Source organism: Pseudomonas neustonica, from assembly GCF_003797945.1.
Taxonomy (GTDB): domain Bacteria; phylum Pseudomonadota; class Gammaproteobacteria; order Pseudomonadales; family Pseudomonadaceae; genus Halopseudomonas; species Halopseudomonas neustonica.
The window spans coordinates 187,931-207,031 of sequence record NZ_RKKU01000004.1; the positions used below are offsets into that span (position 1 = coordinate 187,931).

Sequence of the window (19,101 nt, forward strand, 5' to 3'; positions counted from 1 at the left end):
CGCTGTTGCTGAACCAATGTAGTGCGACAGCCGTGGTCGCGTCGATTGTGAGGAAGAATAATGAGCCAATTGCTGGATGATCTGGTGGACCTGCTGGCGCTGGAAAAAATTGAAGAAAATCTGTTTCGCGGTCGCAGCCAGGATCTGGGCTTCAAGCAGTTGTTTGGCGGTCAGGTACTGGGGCAGTCACTCTCTGCTGCCAGTCAGACGGTTGATCTCGAGCGCCATGTGCATTCAGTGCATGGTTATTTTCTGCGTCCGGGTGATGCGACTCAGCCTATCGTGTATCAGGTGGATCCGCTGCGTGATGGCGGCAGCTTTACCACCCGTCGGGTGCAGGCTATTCAAAAGGGTAAGCCGATTTTCACCATGATCTGCTCCTTTCAGGGCGATGAAGAGGGTTATGAGCATCAAGTGCAGATGCCCGATGTCCCTGGCCCGGAAGATCTGCCCAACGAAACCGAGTGGACGCGTCGGCACCAGCACCTGATTCATGAGAAGGTGCGTGACAAAGTGCTGTGCGGCAAGCCTATTGAGATTCGCCCGGTTGGCGAGTTCAATCCGTTCGAGCCCAAGGTTGCCGAGCCCGTTCGCTACATGTGGTACCGCGCTGATGGCCAGTTGCCGGATGACCCACAGGTACACCGTTACCTGTTGGCATATGCGTCTGACTTCCATCTGTTGGGCACCGCGATGCAGCCACACGCGATCTCTAGTTGGTCAACCAAGTTGCAGGTTGCCAGCCTGGATCACGCCCTGTGGTATCACCGTCCACTGCGCATGGATGATTGGTTGCTGTATGCCATGGATAGTCCTTCGGCCAGTGGTTCTCGCGGTATGTCGCGGGGGCATATTTTTAATCGTGCAGGTGAGCTGGTTGCGTCAGTGGCGCAAGAGTCGCTGATGCGTAAGGTCAAGGATTGAGTATGCGTGATCTGCAGGGCTGGATCTTTGATCTGGATGGTACGCTCACCCTCGCGCAGCATGATTTTGCCGCGATTCGGCGGGAGCTGGGCGTTCCTTCAGATTCTGATATCCTCACCTATATCGCAGGCTTGCCTGCTGCTGAGGCGACTGCCATGAAGGCAGAGCTTGATCAGATTGAGCTGCGTTTGGCGCAAGAGGTCGAGGCTGCACCGGGCGCAGTTGAGTTGATCCGCTACTTGCATCAGCAGGGTCGACGGTTGGGGATATTGACCCGTAACCTGCGCTGCGTAGCGATATCGACGCTGCAGCATCTGGATGTACTGGATTGCTTTGCGCCAGAGGACGTATTGGGGCGCGAAGAGGCGGCACCGAAACCGCACCCGGAGGGGATTGAACTACTGCTTCAGCGCTGGCAGCTGAGCCCGGCGCAATCGGTCATGGTTGGTGATTTTCATTTTGACCTGCAAACGGGCAGGGCAGCTGGCAGCAATACCTGCCTGGTTCACCCGCAAAACCAGTGGCCTGAGCTGGCCGACTGGCATGCGGTAGATTGTCGAAACCTGCTGGCGTTGCTCTGATTTTTTCAGGTGGTTTGAAAGCGCAGGCGCATCGACAGGTCAACGGCTTTGACATCCTTGGTCAGGCTGCCGATTGATATATAGTCAACACCGGTGTCGGCTACGCTGCGCAGGGTAGTTTCGTTGATGCCGCCAGAGGCTTCCAGAGCGGCCTTGCCAGCGGTCAGGCTCACCGCTTTGCGCATATCTTCCAGGCTCAGCTCATCCAGCATGACGATGTCGGCGCCGGCGTCCAGCGCCTGTTGCAATTCATCCAGACTTTCTACTTCTACTTCCACCGGCTTGCCGGGCGCGATCTGGTTCGCCTGGGTGATGGCGGCGGCTATACCGCCGCACGCCGCTATGTGGTTTTCCTTGATCAGAAAGGCATCAAAAAGTCCGATGCGGTGATTATGGCAACCACCGCAGGTAACGGCGTACTTTTGCGCCATGCGCAAGCCTGGCAGTGTCTTGCGGGTATCGAGCAGCTTGACTGCGGTATCTTTCACCAGGTCGGCGAAGTGGCGGCTACGGGTTGCCGTAGCGGATAAGGTCTGAATGAAGTTGAGCATGCAGCGTTCGGCTGTCAGCAGGCCTCGTGCCGGGCCGTGCAGGCGGCACAGGGTCTGGTCAGCGCTGAGCATATCGCCATCGGCAACCCGCCACTCGATTTGAATGCTGGGATCGACCTGGCGCACAACTTCGTCGGCCCAGGCGCGGCCGCAGAATACGGCAGCTTCGCGGGTGATGATGCTAGCGGATGCCTGGTTATTGGCCGGAATCAGGCTGGCGGTGATGTCGCCATCGCCCACGTCTTCATTTAATGCGCGGCGCACATCGTCAACGATGACGGCCTGTAGGCTCTCGAGAGTCAGGTTTGGCATGGGGGCTCCAGCAGTGTTTCCGAATGCCGGCGAGTATACCCGATTGATAAAAAAATACCCGCCTCGAAAGGCGGGTATCGGTCGCAGGTCAGAGCTGCAGTTGAGCTTCTTTCTCAGGGTGTCGGATTATTGAAATAATCACGCGTCAGGCGGAATACCACGGGGCTGAGTAGCAGCAGAGCAATCAGGTTGGGGATTGCCATCATGGCATTCAGCGTGTCCGCAACCAGCCAAAGGCTGGCCAGATCAATGTTCGGTATGGTGCCCAGCGGTACGGCAATAATCCACAGTACGCGGAAGGGAGTGTTGGAGCGCTCGCCGAACAGAAACTGGGTGCATTTTTCGGAGTAAAAGCTCCAGCCGATGATGGTGGTGAAAGCAAACACGGCCAAACCAATACTGACGATGTATTGACCCCAGCCACCGGGCAGACCCTGACTGAAGGCCAGTGCCGACATCGGCGCGCCGTTCTCGCCGCTCTGCCAGGCGCCGGTCACCATGATCACCAGGCCAGTGATCGAGCAAATGATAATGGTGTCGATGAAGGTACCCAGCATAGCAACGGTACCCTGGCGAATCGGGTTGTTGGTCTGCGCTGCGGCATGGGCGATAGGCGCGCTGCCCAAGCCCGCTTCATTGGAGAAGACGCCGCGGGCAATACCAAAGCGCATTGCTGCCCAGATAGTAGCACCGGCAAAGCCGCCAGCAGCGGCTGCGGGGTTGAACGCGTAGTGGATGATGTCGGCGAAGGCGGCTGGGATGCGGTCGAAGTGCGTGATCAAAATGATCAGCCCGCCACCGACGTAGAACAGCGCCATGATAGGTACCAGCTTACCGGCAACATCGCCAATACGCTTGATGCCGCCGAGCAGAACCAGGGCAACCAGCACGGCGATGATAATGCCGGTAACCAGTGGCGGGATGCCAAAGCTGCTGCTCAGTGCATCAGCAACCGAGTTGGACTGGATGGTATTACCGATGCCGAAGCCGGCGAGCATGCCAAAAATAGCAAACATGATGCCCAGCCATTTCCACTTGGTACCCAAGCCGTTTTTGATGTAGTACATCGGACCGCCGACGTGGTTTCCCAGTGCGTCCTTCTCGCGAAAGCGCACTGCCAGGACTGCCTCGGCAAACTTGGTGGCCATGCCAACCAGCGCGATGACCCACATCCAGAAGAGTGCGCCGGGCCCGCCAAAGAAGATGGCGGTAGCAACGCCAGCAATATTACCGGTGCCGACCGTTGCCGAAAGAGCGGTCATCAATGCGTTGAAAGGGCTTATATCGCCTTCTTCACTGCTCTTGCGGCCGCGCCAGAGCATGCTGAAGCCATAAAATAGTTTGCGTTGCGGGATAAGCTTGAGGCCAAGCGTCAAGTAGAGCCCGGTGCCTGCCAGTAGCGCTAGCATGGCGGGACCCCAGACAACGCCATTAATCTGGCCGATCAGGTTGATGATTGCTTCCATTAATGCTGCTCCTGATGTCTACCGTTGTGGATATGGACATGCCATACCACTGTTATTAATGTGTTTTTGAACCGATGCGCTCTCAGGATATACCAGGATTGTCGATTCGGCGTTAGCCAAAGATGCAATCGCTATATTGTCATGCTGGTGCAAGGTAAAAACTGATGTCTAGAATGTGATCTATGTCCATAAAATATAACGACGCAGGATGCGCTGGTTATGAAAGTGGGTATAATGATTAAAAATTTTGACGCCAAATTTACGACACACGGAAGACTACCTTTTTAGTGGAATAAGCATCCCAGGCGTTTTGCGCGATAAGCCACGCTTATCAAGAGAGGCAGCATGTCCCAGGATCCCAAGGTTGTATCGATTAAGCCGAATCTCGCTGGCCGCAAGGGCGCGCGGGCGGGCGAGGGTTCCTCTGTTTTGCCACTGCCGCTCATAGCGGTTCGCGAGCACCTTCAGCAATATCTCCTTGGCGCGCTCAATACCCTGTTTGATGCGGCGGACGACAATCTCTTCGAAATGGCCGATCGGGCCTCAAGTAACGCCGAGCAGAACCTGTTTTTTGAAGCTATGCGTGCTGTGCGCCTGCAGCGTGGCGCCATTCTAAAGAATGCTGCTGACGAGCTTGTTCAGGCGACCGAAAGGTTAAATAGCGACACACCTGCTCGCGCCCTGCATACCTCTTTCGAGCTGGATAGCCTGGCTTTGGTGCAGCCTGATGAGCTGGAGCAGTCGGTCACGCTGGACGGCATGGTCAGCAGGGTTAATGGGCGAAACCAGCAGCCGTTGATGCACTTGGCTATCCGCAGTAACAGCCTGGTCAAAAGCCTGATTGATGAGCGCAATAACCCCTTGGCGCCGGCAGCGCTAGCCCAGTATTTTGCTGATGCAATTAAGCCGCTGGGGTTGGAAATCAAGGTTCGTCTGATTATTTTCAAGCTGTTTGAGCGCTATGTATTCAATCCAATTGATACTGAATACGAAGAGCTCAATACGCTGCTGATCAATTCTGGGGTGATGCCTGACCTGCGGCTGGCGCAAGTGACGCCTAGCTCGCGCCGCGTGCCTGCGGCCGGGTCTGGTTCATCTTCTAGCAATGAAGCCCGAAGCGGTCAGTCCAGCAGTGCCGATCAGCAAGAAGTGCTGAGTATGTTCAGTGAGCTTATCGGCAACTGGCGTCACGCCAGCGGTGACATGGCGCTATCGGGGTTGACCGGCGCGGGCGCCAAGCCCATGCCCAGCAACGAACTGCTGCAAGTACTTGCCGACATGCCGGCGGATCAGCTGGCTAATGGTGATGCCGAGAATCAGCTCCCGGGCATGCGTCAACGTATTCAGCAGCTGTTGCAGCAGCAGCGGCATCAGACGGGTGGGGATCACAAAACCTTGGGCCGGGTGGATGACGATGTCATTAGCCTGGTGTCCATGTTGTTTGATTTTATCCTGGAAGATCCGGCGCTACCTGCCGCTGTCAAGGCCATGATCAGCCGCCTGCAACTGCCCATCTTGCGCGTAGCCATTGCCGACAAGAGTTTCTTCAGTCGGGGCTCTCACCCTGCGCGCCGCCTGCTCAATGAGCTGGCACGGGCTACCATGGGCTGGAATGACCACGATGATCTGCGCCGCGATCAGCTGCATGCGCTGCTGGAGAGTATCGTGGAGCAATTGTTGGCGGTCAGTGCACCACAGGACTCGTTGTTTGAGGCGCTGAATGTTGAGCTCACCAATTGTCTGCGTAATGAGCAGCGTCGCTCAGATCGGATAGAGCAGCGCACGCGCGATGCTGAAGAAGGGCGAGCGCGCATGCAACTGGCGCGCAATGACGTTGCCAAGGTCATCAACAACCTGTTGGTCGGTCGTACGCTCCCGGTGACGCTGGTTGACCTGTTGCGTGATAGCTGGAGTCAAGTGCTGCAAATGGTCTGTCTGCGCGAAGGTGCGGACTCCAAGGCGTGGCGGCAGAGTGTCGACCTGGCTCAGCGCATGATCGATAGTATTGAACCCGTCCCTCTGGGTGAGATGCGCGCGCGCGCTGAGAGTAACCAACAGGTGCTTGATGCATTACATGTGGGCCTTGAATCGCTGGGGATGGACGCCTCTGCGGTCGCTGTGCAGGTCGCGCGGTTATCACTGCCTCAGGCGCGAGCGCTCGCGGTGGCACAAGACGCTGCGCAGAAAATACTAGATGAGCGTGCAGCTCAAGCCGCTGCACGCGTTGCCGTGCAAAAAATTGAAAGCCCGGAAGAGTCGGTGCGGGCAGGAGGCGATGCGGTTCAGGGCGCAGCTGCTGCTGACGTGCCTGAGCAGGAAAGCGTATCGTCACCCCTGCAGCCGGAAACGCCCGAGTCGGTTATCGAGCCTATTGCGCAGATACGGGTTGAAGCTCCGGTGCTGGAACAGCTGGATTCGGAGCCAGAGGCGGACACGGTTGATGACTTGCCTAGTGTCGGCGCTCAGCGTTGGATCGAGAGCCTGCGTGCTGGCTGTTGGTTTCGCTTGGGTGCGACCGAAGGTCGGCCAGAGCAACGCTGCAAGCTGGCAGCAATCATCAGCTTCAGCGGCAAATATATCTTCGTCAATCGTGGCGGCATGAAGGTCGCCGAGTTTGGCAGGATTGAGCTGGCGCACCATTTTGAGCAGGGCCTGATTACAGTACTGGACGAGAACCAGCTGTTTGATCGCGCGCTTGAGTCAGTGATTGGCAACCTGCGGCGCCTGCAATCCGGAAAACCCTGATCCAAGCCGGGTGCGTGGCTGCTTTGCTCCTGTTAGCATAAGGTTTTGTTGATGGGAGTTTGAGCATAATGCGCCTGCATAAGGGCTGGTTAGACAGCGCGCGAATATGCCGTTCAGAGCATTTTAATGATCGCCCTGACGGCGAAGCTGTGTCGCTTCTTGTTGTGCACAATATCAGTTTGCCGCCGGGCGACTTCGGTGGTGGCCACGTGCAGCGTTTTTTCTGCGGTCAGCTCGATTCCTCCCTGCATCCTTATTTCGCTGAAATCGCGCACCTGCGCGTATCCGCACATTTTTTTATTGAGCGCGACGGCGCTATCACCCAATTTGTCAGTTGTGACGAGCGTGCCTGGCATGCCGGTGCCTCCTTTTTTGGCGGGCGCGACAACTGCAATGACTTCTCTATTGGCGTAGAGCTGGAGGGCACAGATCAGACGCCCTACACTGACGCGCAGTATGCTGCTCTTGGCGAATTGACTCAGGCCCTGCAGCTGGCCTATCCGGCGATCACTCCCTATCGGGTTACCGGGCATGAGTTTATCGCGCCGGGACGCAAGACAGATCCGGGCAGCGCTTTCGATTGGCGCCGGTTTTTGCTCAGCCTGACGTCTGTTAAACCCACTGCTTAAAGGTCCTGCGCATGCGTTTCCTCATTTTGTTGGCGACCGTTCTGTTGATTCGATTCACGCCCCTGAGTCGCGGCGTGCGTCCGGATTTGACTGCTGCCTGGGCGCGCTACAGTGCGCGATTTGCTGAGCGCCGACCGGGCTGGCCAGCGCTGCTATGTCTGTTGCTGCCGTTGTTACCGTTGGAAATTGCCTTCTGGTTGCTGGCCGATGTGGCGCACGGCATTTTTGTGCTGGCGCTGGGCGTTCTGGTGTTGCTGCTGGGGTTGGGCGGGCATGATTTGCTGCGCGGCTTTGGATGCCGCTTTGAGCAAGCCTGGGGACGAGGTGACAAAGCCGCGGCAACCTTAATTGCTGAGAATGACTGGGGCGTGCGGGCAAGCGATGAGAGGATGCTTGTCGCGCAGGTCCGCAGTCGCATGCTGGTCGAAGCCTGTGCCAGTTATTTCGTGCCATTACTCTGGTTTCTGCTCCTTGGCCCCATGGGCGCATTGGGATACCGTCTGTTAAGGCTATACGTAGATAGACTCCCGGTTGAAGCGCAGGGTTACGCGGGCAGTCTCGTGCACGCGATGGAGTGGTTGCCGGCACGATTGCTTGCGGTCAGCTTTGCACTGGTTGGACATTACGATCGGGTCTTCGGGGCGATGCGCGGTTTGTGGGGTGATTGGGAGCAACCGGTTGAGCTGTTCTTGTCCAAGGCGGCAGAGGCGGCCATCGAAGGTGAATCCAGCCAAGCGCAAAGCGGGAACGTTTTAGCTCCGATCCGCTCACTGTTATTCCGCGCGGCACTGGCTTGGGCTGTACCTGTGGCGCTGCTGGCACTCTTGGGATAGATTTCGCCCCAACGTTAAAGTTGTCTCGGTATCAGCCGATAGGCTCAGCATGGGACGAAAAGAATTAGCTACGCGTTAACAGGTCCGAAATAGTAGTACATATAACAACAAACAGGGGTGTCGGGACGATGCCTGCCAGGTCTGCCATAGACCGGTCTATTTAGGAGAAAAACTGGGTGAATAGTCTTCTTGCGCCTGCCATTGCCCTGATGAACCGCCTCAGCTACGGAATGAAGTTCTGTCTGATCAGCGTGCTCTTTTTTATTCCGCTCGGCATTGTTAGCAGTATGGTGGTCCATCAGGCTTACGAGCGTGTTCAGATGACGCGCCACGCCCAGCAGAACCTGGAGCTCGTGCGAGCGAGCTCGGCCATTGTGCATGATGCAGAAGTGATCCGGGATATGGAGAACGTGACCTCCATGCTGGGGCAGGGTCAGCTTGCAGCAGAGCTGGAAGCCCGTGGTGCAGGTTTGCGTAAGCAAGTGCTGGAAAAGCTGCAGGCGTTGCCTCTGGATACGCAAGACGATGCTGCAGCAGATGTTGCCACTAAACGCGACGAGTTGATTGCGCTTTACCAAGGCTTGGCCAATGAGTCGGTTAGCGGTAAGAAGGTGCTAGCGGTGCAGGGACTGGCCGAAGCGGCTACCTTGCTGAACTTTAGTGCGGCCTATGCAGGTCTGCCGCAGGACTTTGATCGCGACGTTCGTCAACTCACAGAATTGCTCATTGATGCTACCCCGCAGGTTACCTCCGCACTGGGCGAAGGGCGTGCCGTGGGCGCTTACTCCATGGGGCTGGGTTTCATTAACTCTGATGCCAGTCGTGCAATGGATGACCTGTTTGAGACGCTGCAAAAGCTGACTGCAAACTATCAGCAGAAGCTGCAGCAGACGTTGTCCGGGTCAGAGCTGCAGGGCCTCAAACCGGCGGCTGATGCCAGTTTGGAGAGTTTGAGCGTTGCACAGAACATATTTGATGAAGAAATCATTTTGGCTAACTCACTGGAAGGCGAGTGGGATGATTACTTTGCGCGCATTACGGTCGAAATTGAAAAGACCTACGCGCTGGATGCAGCGATCTTTGACACCTTGTCTACGCGGTTGAAAGCGCGTTTAGGGCAGAATCAGCGGTCTATGCTGATCCTTATTGTGTCGCTCTCTCTGGTTGGCTTGCTGATCATTTATCTCTACGCCGGTTTCTATATGGCGACGCGTCGCACCCTGAAACGCTTGTCTTCGCAGATGGGGCAGGTGGCCGGCGGCGATATGACGGTTCAAGTCGAGGTGGATAGTCACGACGAGCTGGGCGATCTGGCGGCGGACTTTAATAACACAGTGCTCAAGGTTCGTGAGCTGATTCGTCAGGTCAGTACTACCTCGGATCAGGTGCAGGAGCAGTCGCGTCAAGTCGAGAACATCGCTACCGAAAGTAGCCATGCGGCAGCGTCTCAGCGTAGTCAGATCGAGCAGGTTGCAACGGCCATGAATGAGATGGCGGCAACCTCACAGGAAGTTGCCCGCAGCGCTGCCTTGGCAGTAACCAACGCTGAGGAGGTTAACAACCAAACGCTCAGTGGTCGGCGCCTGGTGGAATCCTCGGTGGATGGGATTGAAAAACTCTCTGGTGAGATTGAAAACTCGGTTCGGGTTATCAACCAGTTGGCCGATGACAGCTCATCAATCAGCCGCGTGCTGGATGTAATCAAAGGGGTTGCCGAACAAACCAACCTGTTGGCGCTCAACGCCGCCATTGAGGCAGCGCGCGCTGGCGAGCAGGGTCGAGGTTTTGCCGTGGTCGCGGACGAAGTGCGCACCCTGGCGCGCCGTACCCAGCAATCAACCGAAGAAATTGAGCAGATGATCGTGCGTCTGCAAGATGGCGTGAGTGCGGCGGTGAAGGCTATGGGTAGCAGTCATAGCATGACGGCAGAAGCCGTGGATGCCTCCCGCAAGGTGCAGGAAGGGCTCGACAATATTCTCAAGTCAGTCGTGCATATCGTTGATCAGAGTCAGCAGATTGCGGCGGCTGCAGAGCAGCAGACCGCCGTCAGCCATGATATCGATCACAATATCGTGGAAATCAATCAGGCTGGCGAGCGCACTGCTGCAGGGGCGAGTCAGGCCGAAGAGTCCAGTGGCCGTATGACGCAGTTGGTGCAATCGCTGCAAAGTATTATCAGCGCGTTCAAGGTCTGACGCGCTGTGCTTCCCAGGCTCAGGCTGCAGGCTTGGGTTTGGGAGCCCAGAGCACTTCCGGCGTTTCCTCAAGGCGGGCAATGGTCCGCGCCAGCACAAACAGCAGATCAGATAACCGGTTGAGGTAGATCAGCGCCTGCTGATTTACCTCAACCTGTTGCGCCAGGCTGATGTATTGTCGTTCCGCTCGGCGACACACACTGCGCGCCATGTGCGCCTGCGCAATCGCCTTTGAACCGCCTGGCAGAATGAAGTTTGTCAGCGGTTCCAAATCGGCGTTCAGCTCGTCAATAGCCTGCTCCAGCTGCGCCACATCAGCGGCATCGATCATGTCGTGGCCAGGTACCGCCAGTTCGCCACCCAGATCAAACAGGCGATGCTGTATAGGCGTTAGCAGTGCGAGCAAAGGATGCACGCGGTAGTCGGTTAACTCGGTGATGAGCAGGCCCACCTGGCAATTAAGCTCATCTACGTCTCCCATGGCCGCGACGCGCGGATGGTTCTTGGCGATACGTTCGCCATTCGCCAGGCCCGTGTCGCCCTTATCGCCGGTACGGGTATAGAGCTTGCTCAAACGATAGCCCATGGTGTTTCGCTCTCCGCTAAATAAAGTGTTGATTGCTTGAATATCGCGTAAGCCTAGCGGTAAAGCGGGTGGTCAGTCCACGGGCAGGTTTTTATCGGCCAAGCACTGACGGGTTGCCTGCAGTAAGCGGGTGAGGGCGGGAACCGCTATATTGCGTTGCTGCGCCTGGCGGCAGGCATAGCCGAGAATATAATCCAGCTCGGTGCGGCGCTTGGCACGCAGGTCCTGGCGCATTGAGGAGCTGTTGCTCGCAGTGCGCTGAATGACGTCATGAATCTGTTTGGCGAGCTCGTTAGTGTCAGCGACACCCTGTGCTGCCAATAGCAGCTGTAATTCCTCAATGCACCTATCTAACCAATCACCCGCGCGGCTCGGCACGGCGCCATTGACGCAGTCAAATAGCAGGGTGAATGGGTTGATCGCGCAGTTGATTGCCAGCTTGCGCCACAGCACGGCAAGGATGTCGTTATCCCACTGCCATTCGATGCTGCTGGTTATGCGCTCCAGCCAAGGGGGCGGGGGTTGTTGATCCGGATCTCCAATAACCGTTTTGCCTTGCCCTGCCCAGACCAGATGCTGCGGTGACGGTTGCCAAGCGCCATCGGTGACGCTGGCGTAGAGCACCCGCTGTTGCGCGAATGCAGCACTGACCTCTTGCTGCGCACCAAGGCCATTTTGTAGCAGTAGTATCTGGCTGCCCGGATTCAGCCGGTGACGGATAGACTCCAGCGCCGAGATGACGGCGTAGGCCTTGGTGGCTACAACGACGATGTCTATCGGGCCAGTGCTCTGGGAGGCAATCTCTGTGGTTACGGGGAGCACGCGGCGGGCGCCGTGGTGCTCAAATATCAATTGGTTGCTGTTGTTTTGCCATTGCGTCAGTGCAGATGAGTTACGCAGTAGCAGGCAGCAGGACTGGTTGGCCTGCTGCAGCCGCGCAATCCACAGCAGACCGAGACTGCCAGCACCAAGAACATGCACCATGAAGTGGGTTATTTACCGCGAACTTCGGTGATCAGATTGGTTTCGTAGGCCTGCTGCAGGTGGTCTTCGACTTTGGCTAGCAAGTCCTCGGGACTAGGCAGATCATCTTTGTTAGTGACGGTGCATAACGCCATACCAGCGCGAATCGACAAATAGCCTTCGGTTGTTTTAAAGGCTTTGAGGTTGAGACCGTCGTGCAGGCGGCGAAAGCTGTTGGGTTTACACTCTTCGGCATCGTCTGCGAGGGTCACAATGGCGAAGGCGTTAGTGGCTACCCGGGCTATTACATCGGTGGGGCGCACCAGCTGTTGCAGGCGCCTGGCGGTGCCTCGCAGAACCTCGCTCTGCACCGCTTCGCCGAAGCGATCGCCTAGCGATACCAGGTTTTGTACGCCCAGCAGTACGACGCAGCAGGCGCCACCGCGTGAATCAACGCTGCGCAGCGCTTCTTTCAGGCGCTGCAATAGGTAGCGACGATTGCCGATCGCTGTCAGGGTGTCGACCAGATTGTGTTCTTCGAGCTGGGCATTGTTATTGGCCAGCAGGTGATTTTCGTCCAGTAGACGATTAATCAGCTGGGAGGTGCGGTCGGCGGCAAAAATGCGAGGCAGCAGTTGTTCATTCATTGAGGACTTGCTGATGAAGTCATCAACGCCACGGTCAAACGCCTCGCTGAGGACATTGTCGCCTTCGCGGGCGGTCAGCAAGACAACGTAGGTATAGTGATTGTCCTGCTCATCCATTTGACGGATACGCGTGGTCAATTCAAGCCCGTCCATCTCCGGCATGAGCCAATCGGCGACCATAACGCTGGCTGGACGCTCTTCCTGCATACGCAGGGCATCCATTGCAGAGTTGGCGAAACGAATATCGTTGTAACCGGCCTGACTCAGGGTGTGTCCGATAACGGCGCTACTGAACTTGGTATCGTCCACCACCAAAATACTGAGTTGGGGGTTAGGCATCGAAGGTGCTCCCTGCTGGTCTCTGGCTGACTGCCGTTATAATGCTACGAGGTTATACTGTTGTTTTCTATCGAACATCATAATTATGCGTTTTGTGTGAGGTGATTCCAATGCCATCGTTTGACGTTGTTTCTGAGCTTGATAAACATGAAGTAACCAACGCGGTAGATAATGCCATGAAAGAGCTTGAGCGGCGTTACGATTTGCGTGGTAAGGGCGGCTTTGAATTCAATAGCAAGAATCTGCAGGTCACTATTTCATCGGAAGCAGACTTTCAGCTTGAGCAGATGCTGGAAATTCTCAAGCTGTGTCTGGTCAAGCGCAACGTCGATATCCAGTGCCTTGAGATCAAGGACTCATTTGCCTCGGGCAAGCAAGTAAAGCAGGATGTGGCCCTAAAGGAAGGCATAGACAAGGATCTGGCGCGCAAGATTGTCGCTCTCATCAAGGACGCCAAACTGAAGGTGCAGGCAGCCATTCAAGGGGAGCAGGTCAGGGTAACCGGTAAGAAGCGCGATGACTTGCAGGAAGCGATGGCGCTGCTGCGCAATAGCTCGCTCGATATGCCTCTGCAGTTCAACAATTTTCGTGATTAAAAACTTTAAATCTATTTGGGGGTAGTGCAATGGAGGGACTTATGGAAAAGCTACAGGGCCTGGAGGAGGCGTGGTTGCCGCTGGTACTTGAGTACGGCAGCCAGTTTTTGTTGGCATTGCTCACGCTTGCGGTTGGTTGGTGGATTGTTGGCCGCCTGGTAGCTGCGCTGAACACGCTAATGCAGAAGCGTAACGTTGAGCCCACCTTGCATGGCTTTGTTTCTTCGCTGGCAAGTATCGCGCTCAAGGTGCTGTTGTTGGTCAGTGTGGCTGGCATGGTGGGGATCGAGACCACCTCGTTTATTGCCGTATTGGGTGCTGCCGGTCTGGCGGTGGGGCTGGCGCTACAAGGCAGTTTGGCCAATTTCGCGGGCGGCGCGCTCATTCTGTTTTTGCGTCCATTCCGTGCTGGCGATTACATCGAGGCACAGGGTGTTGGCGGTACCGTTGATAGCATTCAGATTTTCAATACTATTTTGAAGACTCCGGATAACAAGACGGTCATTGTTCCCAATGGCAGTTTGTCCAATGGCAATATCGTCAACTACTCACGCCAGGCCACTCGCCGTGTTGATGTTAATATTGGTATCGATTACGGCGACGACGTCAAGCAGGCGCGCTCCATTCTGCTGGGTCTGGCGGCAGCGGATAGCCGAGTATTGAAAGATCCCGAAGCGGTTGTGTGGTTGGTTTCACTGGGCGATAACTCGGTAAACCTGTCGCTGCGCATGTGGACTAAAACAGAGGATTTCTGGGGTGTGTTCTGGGATATTCAGGAGCAGGCCAAGGAAGCCTTTGATGCACAGGGCATTACCATTCCGTTCCCGCAACGGACAGTGCATGTGGTAAAGCAAGAAGCTGAATAGGTATTTTTCAGACATTAAAAAACCCGGCCATGTGCCGGGTTTTTTAATGTCTGCTGTCGCTCTCAATCAATACCGGGACGTTTCAGCTTGTCCGGATGTGCGAAGCGCAGCAAGAGAAAGCCCAGAATGATGGCGGGCAACCCGGTGAGTGCGGTGATGGTAAAAAAGCTGACCCAGCCAACATTGGCAGCCAGCACGCCGGTAAAACCGGCTGCAAACTGGCCTGGGAGTGTCATTACCGAGCTGAACAGGGCGTACTGCGTGGCGGTGTAGGCTGTATTTGTCAGGCTCGACAGATAAGCGATAAACACGGAGATTGCCAGTCCGCCGGTTATGTTGTCAGCAATAATGGCTAATACCAGCCCGTCTGGTTGCGGGCCGATAAACGCCAGCCAGGCGAAGATGAGGTTAGTGGCAGGGGCCATAAAGGCGGTCAGTATCAGGATTGGAGCGATACCAAAGCGCGCTACCATCAGGCCGCCCAAGGCCGCGCCAAGCAGGGTCATGGCCAGGCCGAAGGCCGCGGCTATGTTGGCGATTTGTTCTTTGCTGAAGCCAATATCCAGATAGAAGGGGTTGGCCATGGTGCCCATGAAAATATCGCTGATGCGGAACGTGGCGACAAAGAGCAGTATCAGCAGCGCTACTTTGCCGTAGCGCTCAAAAAACTCGGTAAAAGGCGCGACGAAGGCGCTGAAGAACAGGCTGGACAGGTTCAGTCGCATACCCTTGTGCCGTGATGCGCCCAGAAAGCGAGTCAGGCGTTCTTCCTGGTCGAGGGTGTCTCTGGTGATATGCACCTTGGGTTCGGCAATACAGAAGGTCGTTATTACGCCTACCAGCATCAGTGCCGCCATGCCCGTATAGGCGAGGCTCCAGCTATCCAGGGCTGCCATGTGCAGTGCGCCTGCGCCGGCGGCGAGAATCGCCACGCGATAGCCAGTGACGTAGGTTGCGGCCATCGCGGCCTGTCGGTGCTTGGCTTCCGCTTCGACGCGATAAGCGTCGATCGCCACATCCTGCGTTGCTGAGCCAAATGCGACCAATACGGCCCAGATGGCGACCAGCTCCAGCTGCTGGGTCGGGTCCGTCATCGCCATACCAAACAGACCGCCTGCAATCACCAACTGGGCGAGCAGCATCCAACTGCGCCGTCTGCCCATCAGGCGAGTCAACAGTGGCACTGGTAGGCGGTCTATCAACGGAGCCCATAGCACTTTAATCGAGTGCGCCATGCCAACCCAGCTGAGGAAGCCGATCGCCGCCAGCTCTACACCCAGGTCACGCAGCCATGCGCTGAAGGTTCCGCCGACCAGCAGCAAGGGTAGGCCGGCAGAGAAACCGAGAAATAGCATGCCAACAACACGGGGCTGCAGGTAAACCTTTAGTCCCTCGGGTTCTGGCAGGCGATTGGAATCTGAAGAAAAGGAGCTCATTAATGTCCTTGTTATGATGATTGTAGGTCTTCAAGGCCAGGCATATTGCCCTAAGTTCACTCGGCCGTCGCGCACCAGCACGCCCTCGGCGAGCAGTCGTGCACGTTGTTTCGCGCCGCTTGGGCTATCGGCCGGCAATGATAACTTACCCTGGCTGTTCAAGACTCGATGCCATGGCAGTTGGGTATCATCCGGCAGTTGCCCCAGCCAGCGCCCGACCAGGCGAGCACCTTTACCCATACCGGCGAGCTCGGCAATTTTGCCATAGCTGCTTACCCGGCCTGCGGGAATACTGGCCAATACGAGGAAAAAAGCCTCTTTTTGTGGGGCATGCCCGGTTAAACCAGGTGGGCTCCGGAACACTACAGCCTTGTTCGGGTCTTTCATGGATACTATTCCGATTATGTCGACGTTATGTTCGAGGGTGAAAGAATGCTGTGTGTACGCAAGGTGCTGGCGCTGAGTTTGTCATTTATACCCTTTGGCAGTTTCGCCGATACGCTTTGGCTCGACAATGGTGACCGTCTCACCGGTAAGATCGAATTTCTTGAGGCCGGCAAGATGTCCATCAAGACCGATTTTGCCGGGATGATTACGGTCAGTACCGCACGGGTTGCTACCTTTGAAAGTGATGAACCGCTGCTGCTCAAACTTGGTGATCAGGCGCAGTACATTACGCGTCTCCAAGCCTCTGACCAGAAAGGGCAAGTCACTCTGGCGTTTGACGAGTCAGAGAATCAGGCGCGTCATGTTCAGGTGCGGCAGATCAGCCAGCTACTGGTACCCACGCCGATCATTCAGGATATGGTGTGGGAAGGTGATGCCAGCGCTGCATTGGAGTTCAAGAACTCGTCCGGCACGGAAACCGAAGACCTGGATCTGGATGTCAGCTCGCGTTTGCGCCACGGTGACTGGCGTCATGATCTGACACTGGATTATGAGCGCGACTACCGCGACGATATTAAAACCCGACATACATGGGAAACCGATTACGACATCAATCGATTCCTGACCGAGCACTGGTTCTGGATGACCAGTTTGCGCTACCAGCGCGATTATCTGAACGAAGTCGCCAAGCGGCGCCAGTTTGGTATGGGCCCAGGGTATGAGTGGTGGAATAACACCTTGGGGCGTTTCGAGACCTCCGCGCGTCTGGATAGGACCTGGGTTGAAGAGCAGGATGGTAGCAAAAGCAAATATAACGCCCTGGGTTTACAGTGGGACTATCGACGCTTTCTGCTGGGTAAACGCTTTGAGTTCTTCCATAAGGCAGAAACTCAGATACCTGATGACCCTAATGTGCGCTATCAGATTGATACTGAAGCGGGCCTGCGCTACAGCCTGACCAACTGGGCGTCGTTGAGCCTCAAGGCGGAGATGGACTACCTGGATAGCTCTGACGATACCGATTATCGTGACACGCGTTACACCATGGGGTTTGGAGTAGGTTGGTAACCTTTGGATCGCAAAGCAAAAAAACGGGCGCACTAGGCGCCCGTTTTGCTATCGCTGCCGCGCTGGCAAATGCCTAGATGCGCAAGCCACCGTCCAGCTCCAGAATACGACCGGTGTAATAGTCGTTTTCAAACAGGTAGGCCGCAGAGTGTGCGATTTCTGCGGGTTTGCCCATGCGTTTCAGCGGAATACCAGCCGTCATCTTCTCCAGTGCTTCGGGTTTCATGCTGCCGGTCATTTCGGTTTCGATAAAGCCCGGCGCGATACCGGCGACGCGGATGCCATAGCGCGATAGTTCTTTGGCCCAGGTTACGGTCATGGCGGCAACGCCTGCCTTGGCGGCGGTGTAGTTGGACTGTCCAACGTTACCAGCACGTGAAATCGATGAAATATTGATGATCAGGCCTTGATTGCCCAGTTCGATCATCTTGGCAGCCACTTCGCGGGTGCCGAGAAATACGCCGGTCAGGTTAACGTCAATTACCGATTGCCACTGTGCCAGGCTCATCTTTTGGGTCACGCCATCCTTGACCTTTAACAGCAAGCCATCGCGCAGGATGCCGGCATTGTTGATCAAACCATGGATAGCGCCGAAATCCTCGGCCACCTGGCTTACCATGTGGATGACCTGCTCTTCGTTGGCCACATTGCAAATATAAGAGCGTGCGTCACCACCGGCCGCTTTGCAGGCTGCAACAGCAGCGTCAAGCGCCTCCTGGTTAAGGTCAACCAGGGCCAGTTTGGCGCCTTTGGCGGCCAGGAATTCGCCCATAGAGCGGCCCAGGCCTTGTCCACCGCCGGTGATAATGATGACGCTGTCTTTCAATTGCATGAGTTGCTCCTCGGAAAGAGTGATGAAGTAAGGTGGGCAAGAATGCCCGAGTTTTCATATCTTTTGAATACCTAAATGCTAGTTCTGGTCACTTTCTGACTTGGCTTTCGGTTAAACGCTGTTGTTGCTGCCTTGAAAGCCAGAAGAGCAGTACCCATATAGTTATTACATACAACCTTGAGAGGTGCGCATGCCCTTTTTTCGCTTATTGATGCTCGCTTTTCCGCTCCTTGAGCTGGCGTCACTTATTGTGCTCGGCAACCGCATTGGTGTCGGGGCAACGCTGTTATGGGTGCTGGGGAGTGGTTTGCTCGGTTTGGTGCTGATACAGCGTCAGGGCTGGAGCATGTTGCAGCAGCTACAAATCAAAATGGCCGAGAACCGTTCACCTTTTGCCGTGCTTAAAACCGGCATGTGGTGGTTGCTGGCCGGCGTATTGCTGATGATTCCAGGCTTGATCACGGACGTTTTGGCCGTGCCGTGCCTGGTTATGGCGTTACTCAACAAAGATCGGCCTGCACCCGGCGAGCCGGGCGGCCCTGGGGTCTATAAGCGGGGTGGTAACACCATCATTGAGGGTGAGTGGCAGCCGGGCGAGGCCAAACCGGCCGAGCCCGAAGATCGAATTGATCAACGTTGAAAAAAATCTGCTTGCGGCCCTTGAAATAGCGACTCAGGACCCCATCTTAGATGCAACGGTTTTGACAGGCTCTCCCGGAAGGGGAGCAACAGAACAGTGACGTGGCTTCTGGCCCGTCCTTCGAGCTCGGTTTGGGCTCGTTTTAACTCGAAATAGCCGATCCTTCGGCAATTGACATTACCTATTGGGAGACACATAACGATGAAAATTCGTCCGTTACACGATCGCGTTGTCGTTCGTCGCAGCGAAGAAGAGACTAAAACCGCTGGTGGTATCGTTCTGCCAGGCTCTGCCGCAGAAAAGCCGAATACCGGTGTCGTCGTTTCCGTAGGTACCGGCCGTGTGCTGGACAACGGTGAAGTACGTCCGCTGGCCCTCAAAGAAGGCGACAAGGTCGTTTTCGGTCCTTATTCCGGCAACAACACCATCAAGGTTGATGGCGAAGACCTGCTGATCATGAGCGAAACCGAAATCTTTGGTGTGCTGGAAGCCTGATAACGGCTCC

19 protein-coding genes and 1 pseudogene are annotated in these 19,101 nt (G+C 55.9%); 12 read left to right on the forward strand and 8 right to left on the reverse strand.

All coding sequences use genetic code 11. The features are described 5' to 3' along the window. Positions 1-60: 60 nt before the first annotated feature. Entirely contained in the window at positions 61-924 is an 864-nt protein-coding gene (gene tesB, locus EF096_RS05900; protein ID WP_123888692.1) for an acyl-CoA thioesterase II, read from the forward strand. Beyond that, complete coding sequence (locus EF096_RS05905; RefSeq protein ID WP_123888693.1) at positions 921-1,505, forward strand: HAD family hydrolase; 585 nt, start codon at positions 921-923, stop codon at positions 1,503-1,505. Before tesB ends, EF096_RS05905 begins: the two co-directional genes overlap by 4 nt. A 5-nt stretch (positions 1,506-1,510) precedes the next feature. On the opposite strand, the gene nadC is transcribed toward EF096_RS05905, so the two are convergent. Next, entirely contained in the window at positions 1,511-2,368 is an 858-nt protein-coding gene (gene nadC, locus EF096_RS05910) for a carboxylating nicotinate-nucleotide diphosphorylase (protein WP_123888694.1), read from the reverse strand. 113 nt (positions 2,369-2,481) lie between these two features. Further along, positions 2,482-3,834 (reverse strand): alanine/glycine:cation symporter family protein, encoded by a 1,353-nt coding sequence (locus EF096_RS05915; RefSeq protein ID WP_123888695.1) that lies wholly within the window; start codon positions 3,832-3,834, stop codon positions 2,482-2,484. Between the two features lie 345 nt (positions 3,835-4,179). On the opposite strand from EF096_RS05915, the gene EF096_RS05920 reads away from it, so the two are divergent. The 5 genes and pseudogenes from EF096_RS05920 to EF096_RS20885 all read left to right on the forward strand — a co-directional run bounded on the left by EF096_RS05920 (position 4,180) and on the right by EF096_RS20885 (position 10,236). Beyond that, complete coding sequence (locus EF096_RS05920) at positions 4,180-6,579, forward strand: DUF1631 domain-containing protein (RefSeq protein ID WP_123888696.1); 2,400 nt, start codon at positions 4,180-4,182, stop codon at positions 6,577-6,579. Positions 6,580-6,647: 68 nt separating this feature from the next. Beyond that, complete coding sequence (gene ampD, locus EF096_RS05925) at positions 6,648-7,208, forward strand: 1,6-anhydro-N-acetylmuramyl-L-alanine amidase AmpD (RefSeq protein WP_123888697.1); 561 nt, start codon at positions 6,648-6,650, stop codon at positions 7,206-7,208. Positions 7,209-7,219: 11 nt separating this feature from the next. Further along, positions 7,220-8,041, forward strand: a complete 822-nt coding sequence (gene ampE, locus EF096_RS05930) for a regulatory signaling modulator protein AmpE (RefSeq protein ID WP_123888698.1) — start codon at positions 7,220-7,222, stop codon at positions 8,039-8,041. Between the two features lie 1,202 nt (positions 8,042-9,243). Next, positions 9,244-9,375: pseudogene (locus tag EF096_RS20880) on the forward strand (HAMP domain-containing protein); the annotation flags it as partial. Positions 9,376-9,531: 156 nt separating this feature from the next. After that, positions 9,532-10,236 (forward strand): methyl-accepting chemotaxis protein, encoded by a 705-nt coding sequence (locus EF096_RS20885; RefSeq protein ID WP_408003377.1) that lies wholly within the window; start codon positions 9,532-9,534, stop codon positions 10,234-10,236. A gap of 19 nt (positions 10,237-10,255) precedes the next feature. Here the strand turns inward: EF096_RS20885 and EF096_RS05940 are convergent, their stop codons facing one another. The 3 genes from EF096_RS05940 to EF096_RS05950 form a co-directional block, all read right to left on the reverse strand. Then, positions 10,256-10,822: a cob(I)yrinic acid a,c-diamide adenosyltransferase gene (locus EF096_RS05940; RefSeq protein WP_123888700.1), complete on the reverse strand. Its 567-nt coding sequence runs from the start codon at positions 10,820-10,822 to the stop codon at positions 10,256-10,258. A 72-nt stretch (positions 10,823-10,894) separates the two neighbouring features. Beyond that, positions 10,895-11,806, reverse strand: coding sequence for a 2-dehydropantoate 2-reductase (locus tag EF096_RS05945; protein ID WP_123888701.1), 912 nt, complete (start codon positions 11,804-11,806; stop codon positions 10,895-10,897). An 8-nt stretch (positions 11,807-11,814) separates the two neighbouring features. Continuing rightward, positions 11,815-12,771, reverse strand: coding sequence for a GGDEF domain-containing response regulator (locus tag EF096_RS05950; protein WP_123888702.1), 957 nt, complete (start codon positions 12,769-12,771; stop codon positions 11,815-11,817). A gap of 110 nt (positions 12,772-12,881) precedes the next feature. Here EF096_RS05950 and EF096_RS05955 point away from each other — a divergent pair, with 110 nt between their 5' ends. Next, on the forward strand, positions 12,882-13,367 hold the full coding sequence (locus tag EF096_RS05955; RefSeq protein ID WP_123888703.1) for a YajQ family cyclic di-GMP-binding protein: 486 nt from the start codon (positions 12,882-12,884) through the stop codon (positions 13,365-13,367). Between the two features lie 29 nt (positions 13,368-13,396). Continuing rightward, positions 13,397-14,233 carry a mechanosensitive ion channel family protein gene (locus EF096_RS05960; protein ID WP_123888704.1) on the forward strand — a complete coding sequence of 279 codons (837 nt, stop codon included), beginning with the start codon at positions 13,397-13,399 and terminating at the stop codon, positions 14,231-14,233. 62 nt (positions 14,234-14,295) lie between these two features. Here the strand turns inward: EF096_RS05960 and EF096_RS05965 are convergent, their stop codons facing one another. Together EF096_RS05965 and EF096_RS05970 are read right to left on the reverse strand one after the other, a co-directional pair. Beyond that, positions 14,296-15,669, reverse strand: coding sequence for an AmpG family muropeptide MFS transporter (locus EF096_RS05965; protein WP_123888705.1), 1,374 nt, complete (start codon positions 15,667-15,669; stop codon positions 14,296-14,298). A gap of 30 nt (positions 15,670-15,699) precedes the next feature. Next, positions 15,700-16,056, reverse strand: a complete 357-nt coding sequence (locus EF096_RS05970; protein ID WP_123888706.1) for an MGMT family protein — start codon at positions 16,054-16,056, stop codon at positions 15,700-15,702. 45 nt (positions 16,057-16,101) lie between these two features. On the opposite strand from EF096_RS05970, the gene EF096_RS05975 reads away from it, so the two are divergent. Beyond that, the gene (locus EF096_RS05975; RefSeq protein ID WP_158611241.1) at positions 16,102-17,124 is read left to right on the forward strand and encodes a DUF481 domain-containing protein; all 1,023 of its coding nucleotides are present in this window, start codon (positions 16,102-16,104) and stop codon (positions 17,122-17,124) included. 73 nt (positions 17,125-17,197) lie between these two features. Here the strand turns inward: EF096_RS05975 and EF096_RS05980 are convergent, their stop codons facing one another. After that, complete coding sequence (locus EF096_RS05980) at positions 17,198-17,956, reverse strand: SDR family oxidoreductase (protein ID WP_123888708.1); 759 nt, start codon at positions 17,954-17,956, stop codon at positions 17,198-17,200. Positions 17,957-18,146: 190 nt separating this feature from the next. Here EF096_RS05980 and EF096_RS05985 point away from each other — a divergent pair, with 190 nt between their 5' ends. Both EF096_RS05985 and EF096_RS05990 read left to right on the forward strand, forming a co-directional pair. After that, the gene (locus EF096_RS05985) at positions 18,147-18,596 is read left to right on the forward strand and encodes an FxsA family protein (RefSeq protein ID WP_123888709.1); all 450 of its coding nucleotides are present in this window, start codon (positions 18,147-18,149) and stop codon (positions 18,594-18,596) included. Positions 18,597-18,797: 201 nt separating this feature from the next. Further along, positions 18,798-19,091: a co-chaperone GroES gene (locus tag EF096_RS05990; RefSeq protein ID WP_092288096.1), complete on the forward strand. Its 294-nt coding sequence runs from the start codon at positions 18,798-18,800 to the stop codon at positions 19,089-19,091. Positions 19,092-19,101: the final 10 nt, after the last annotated feature.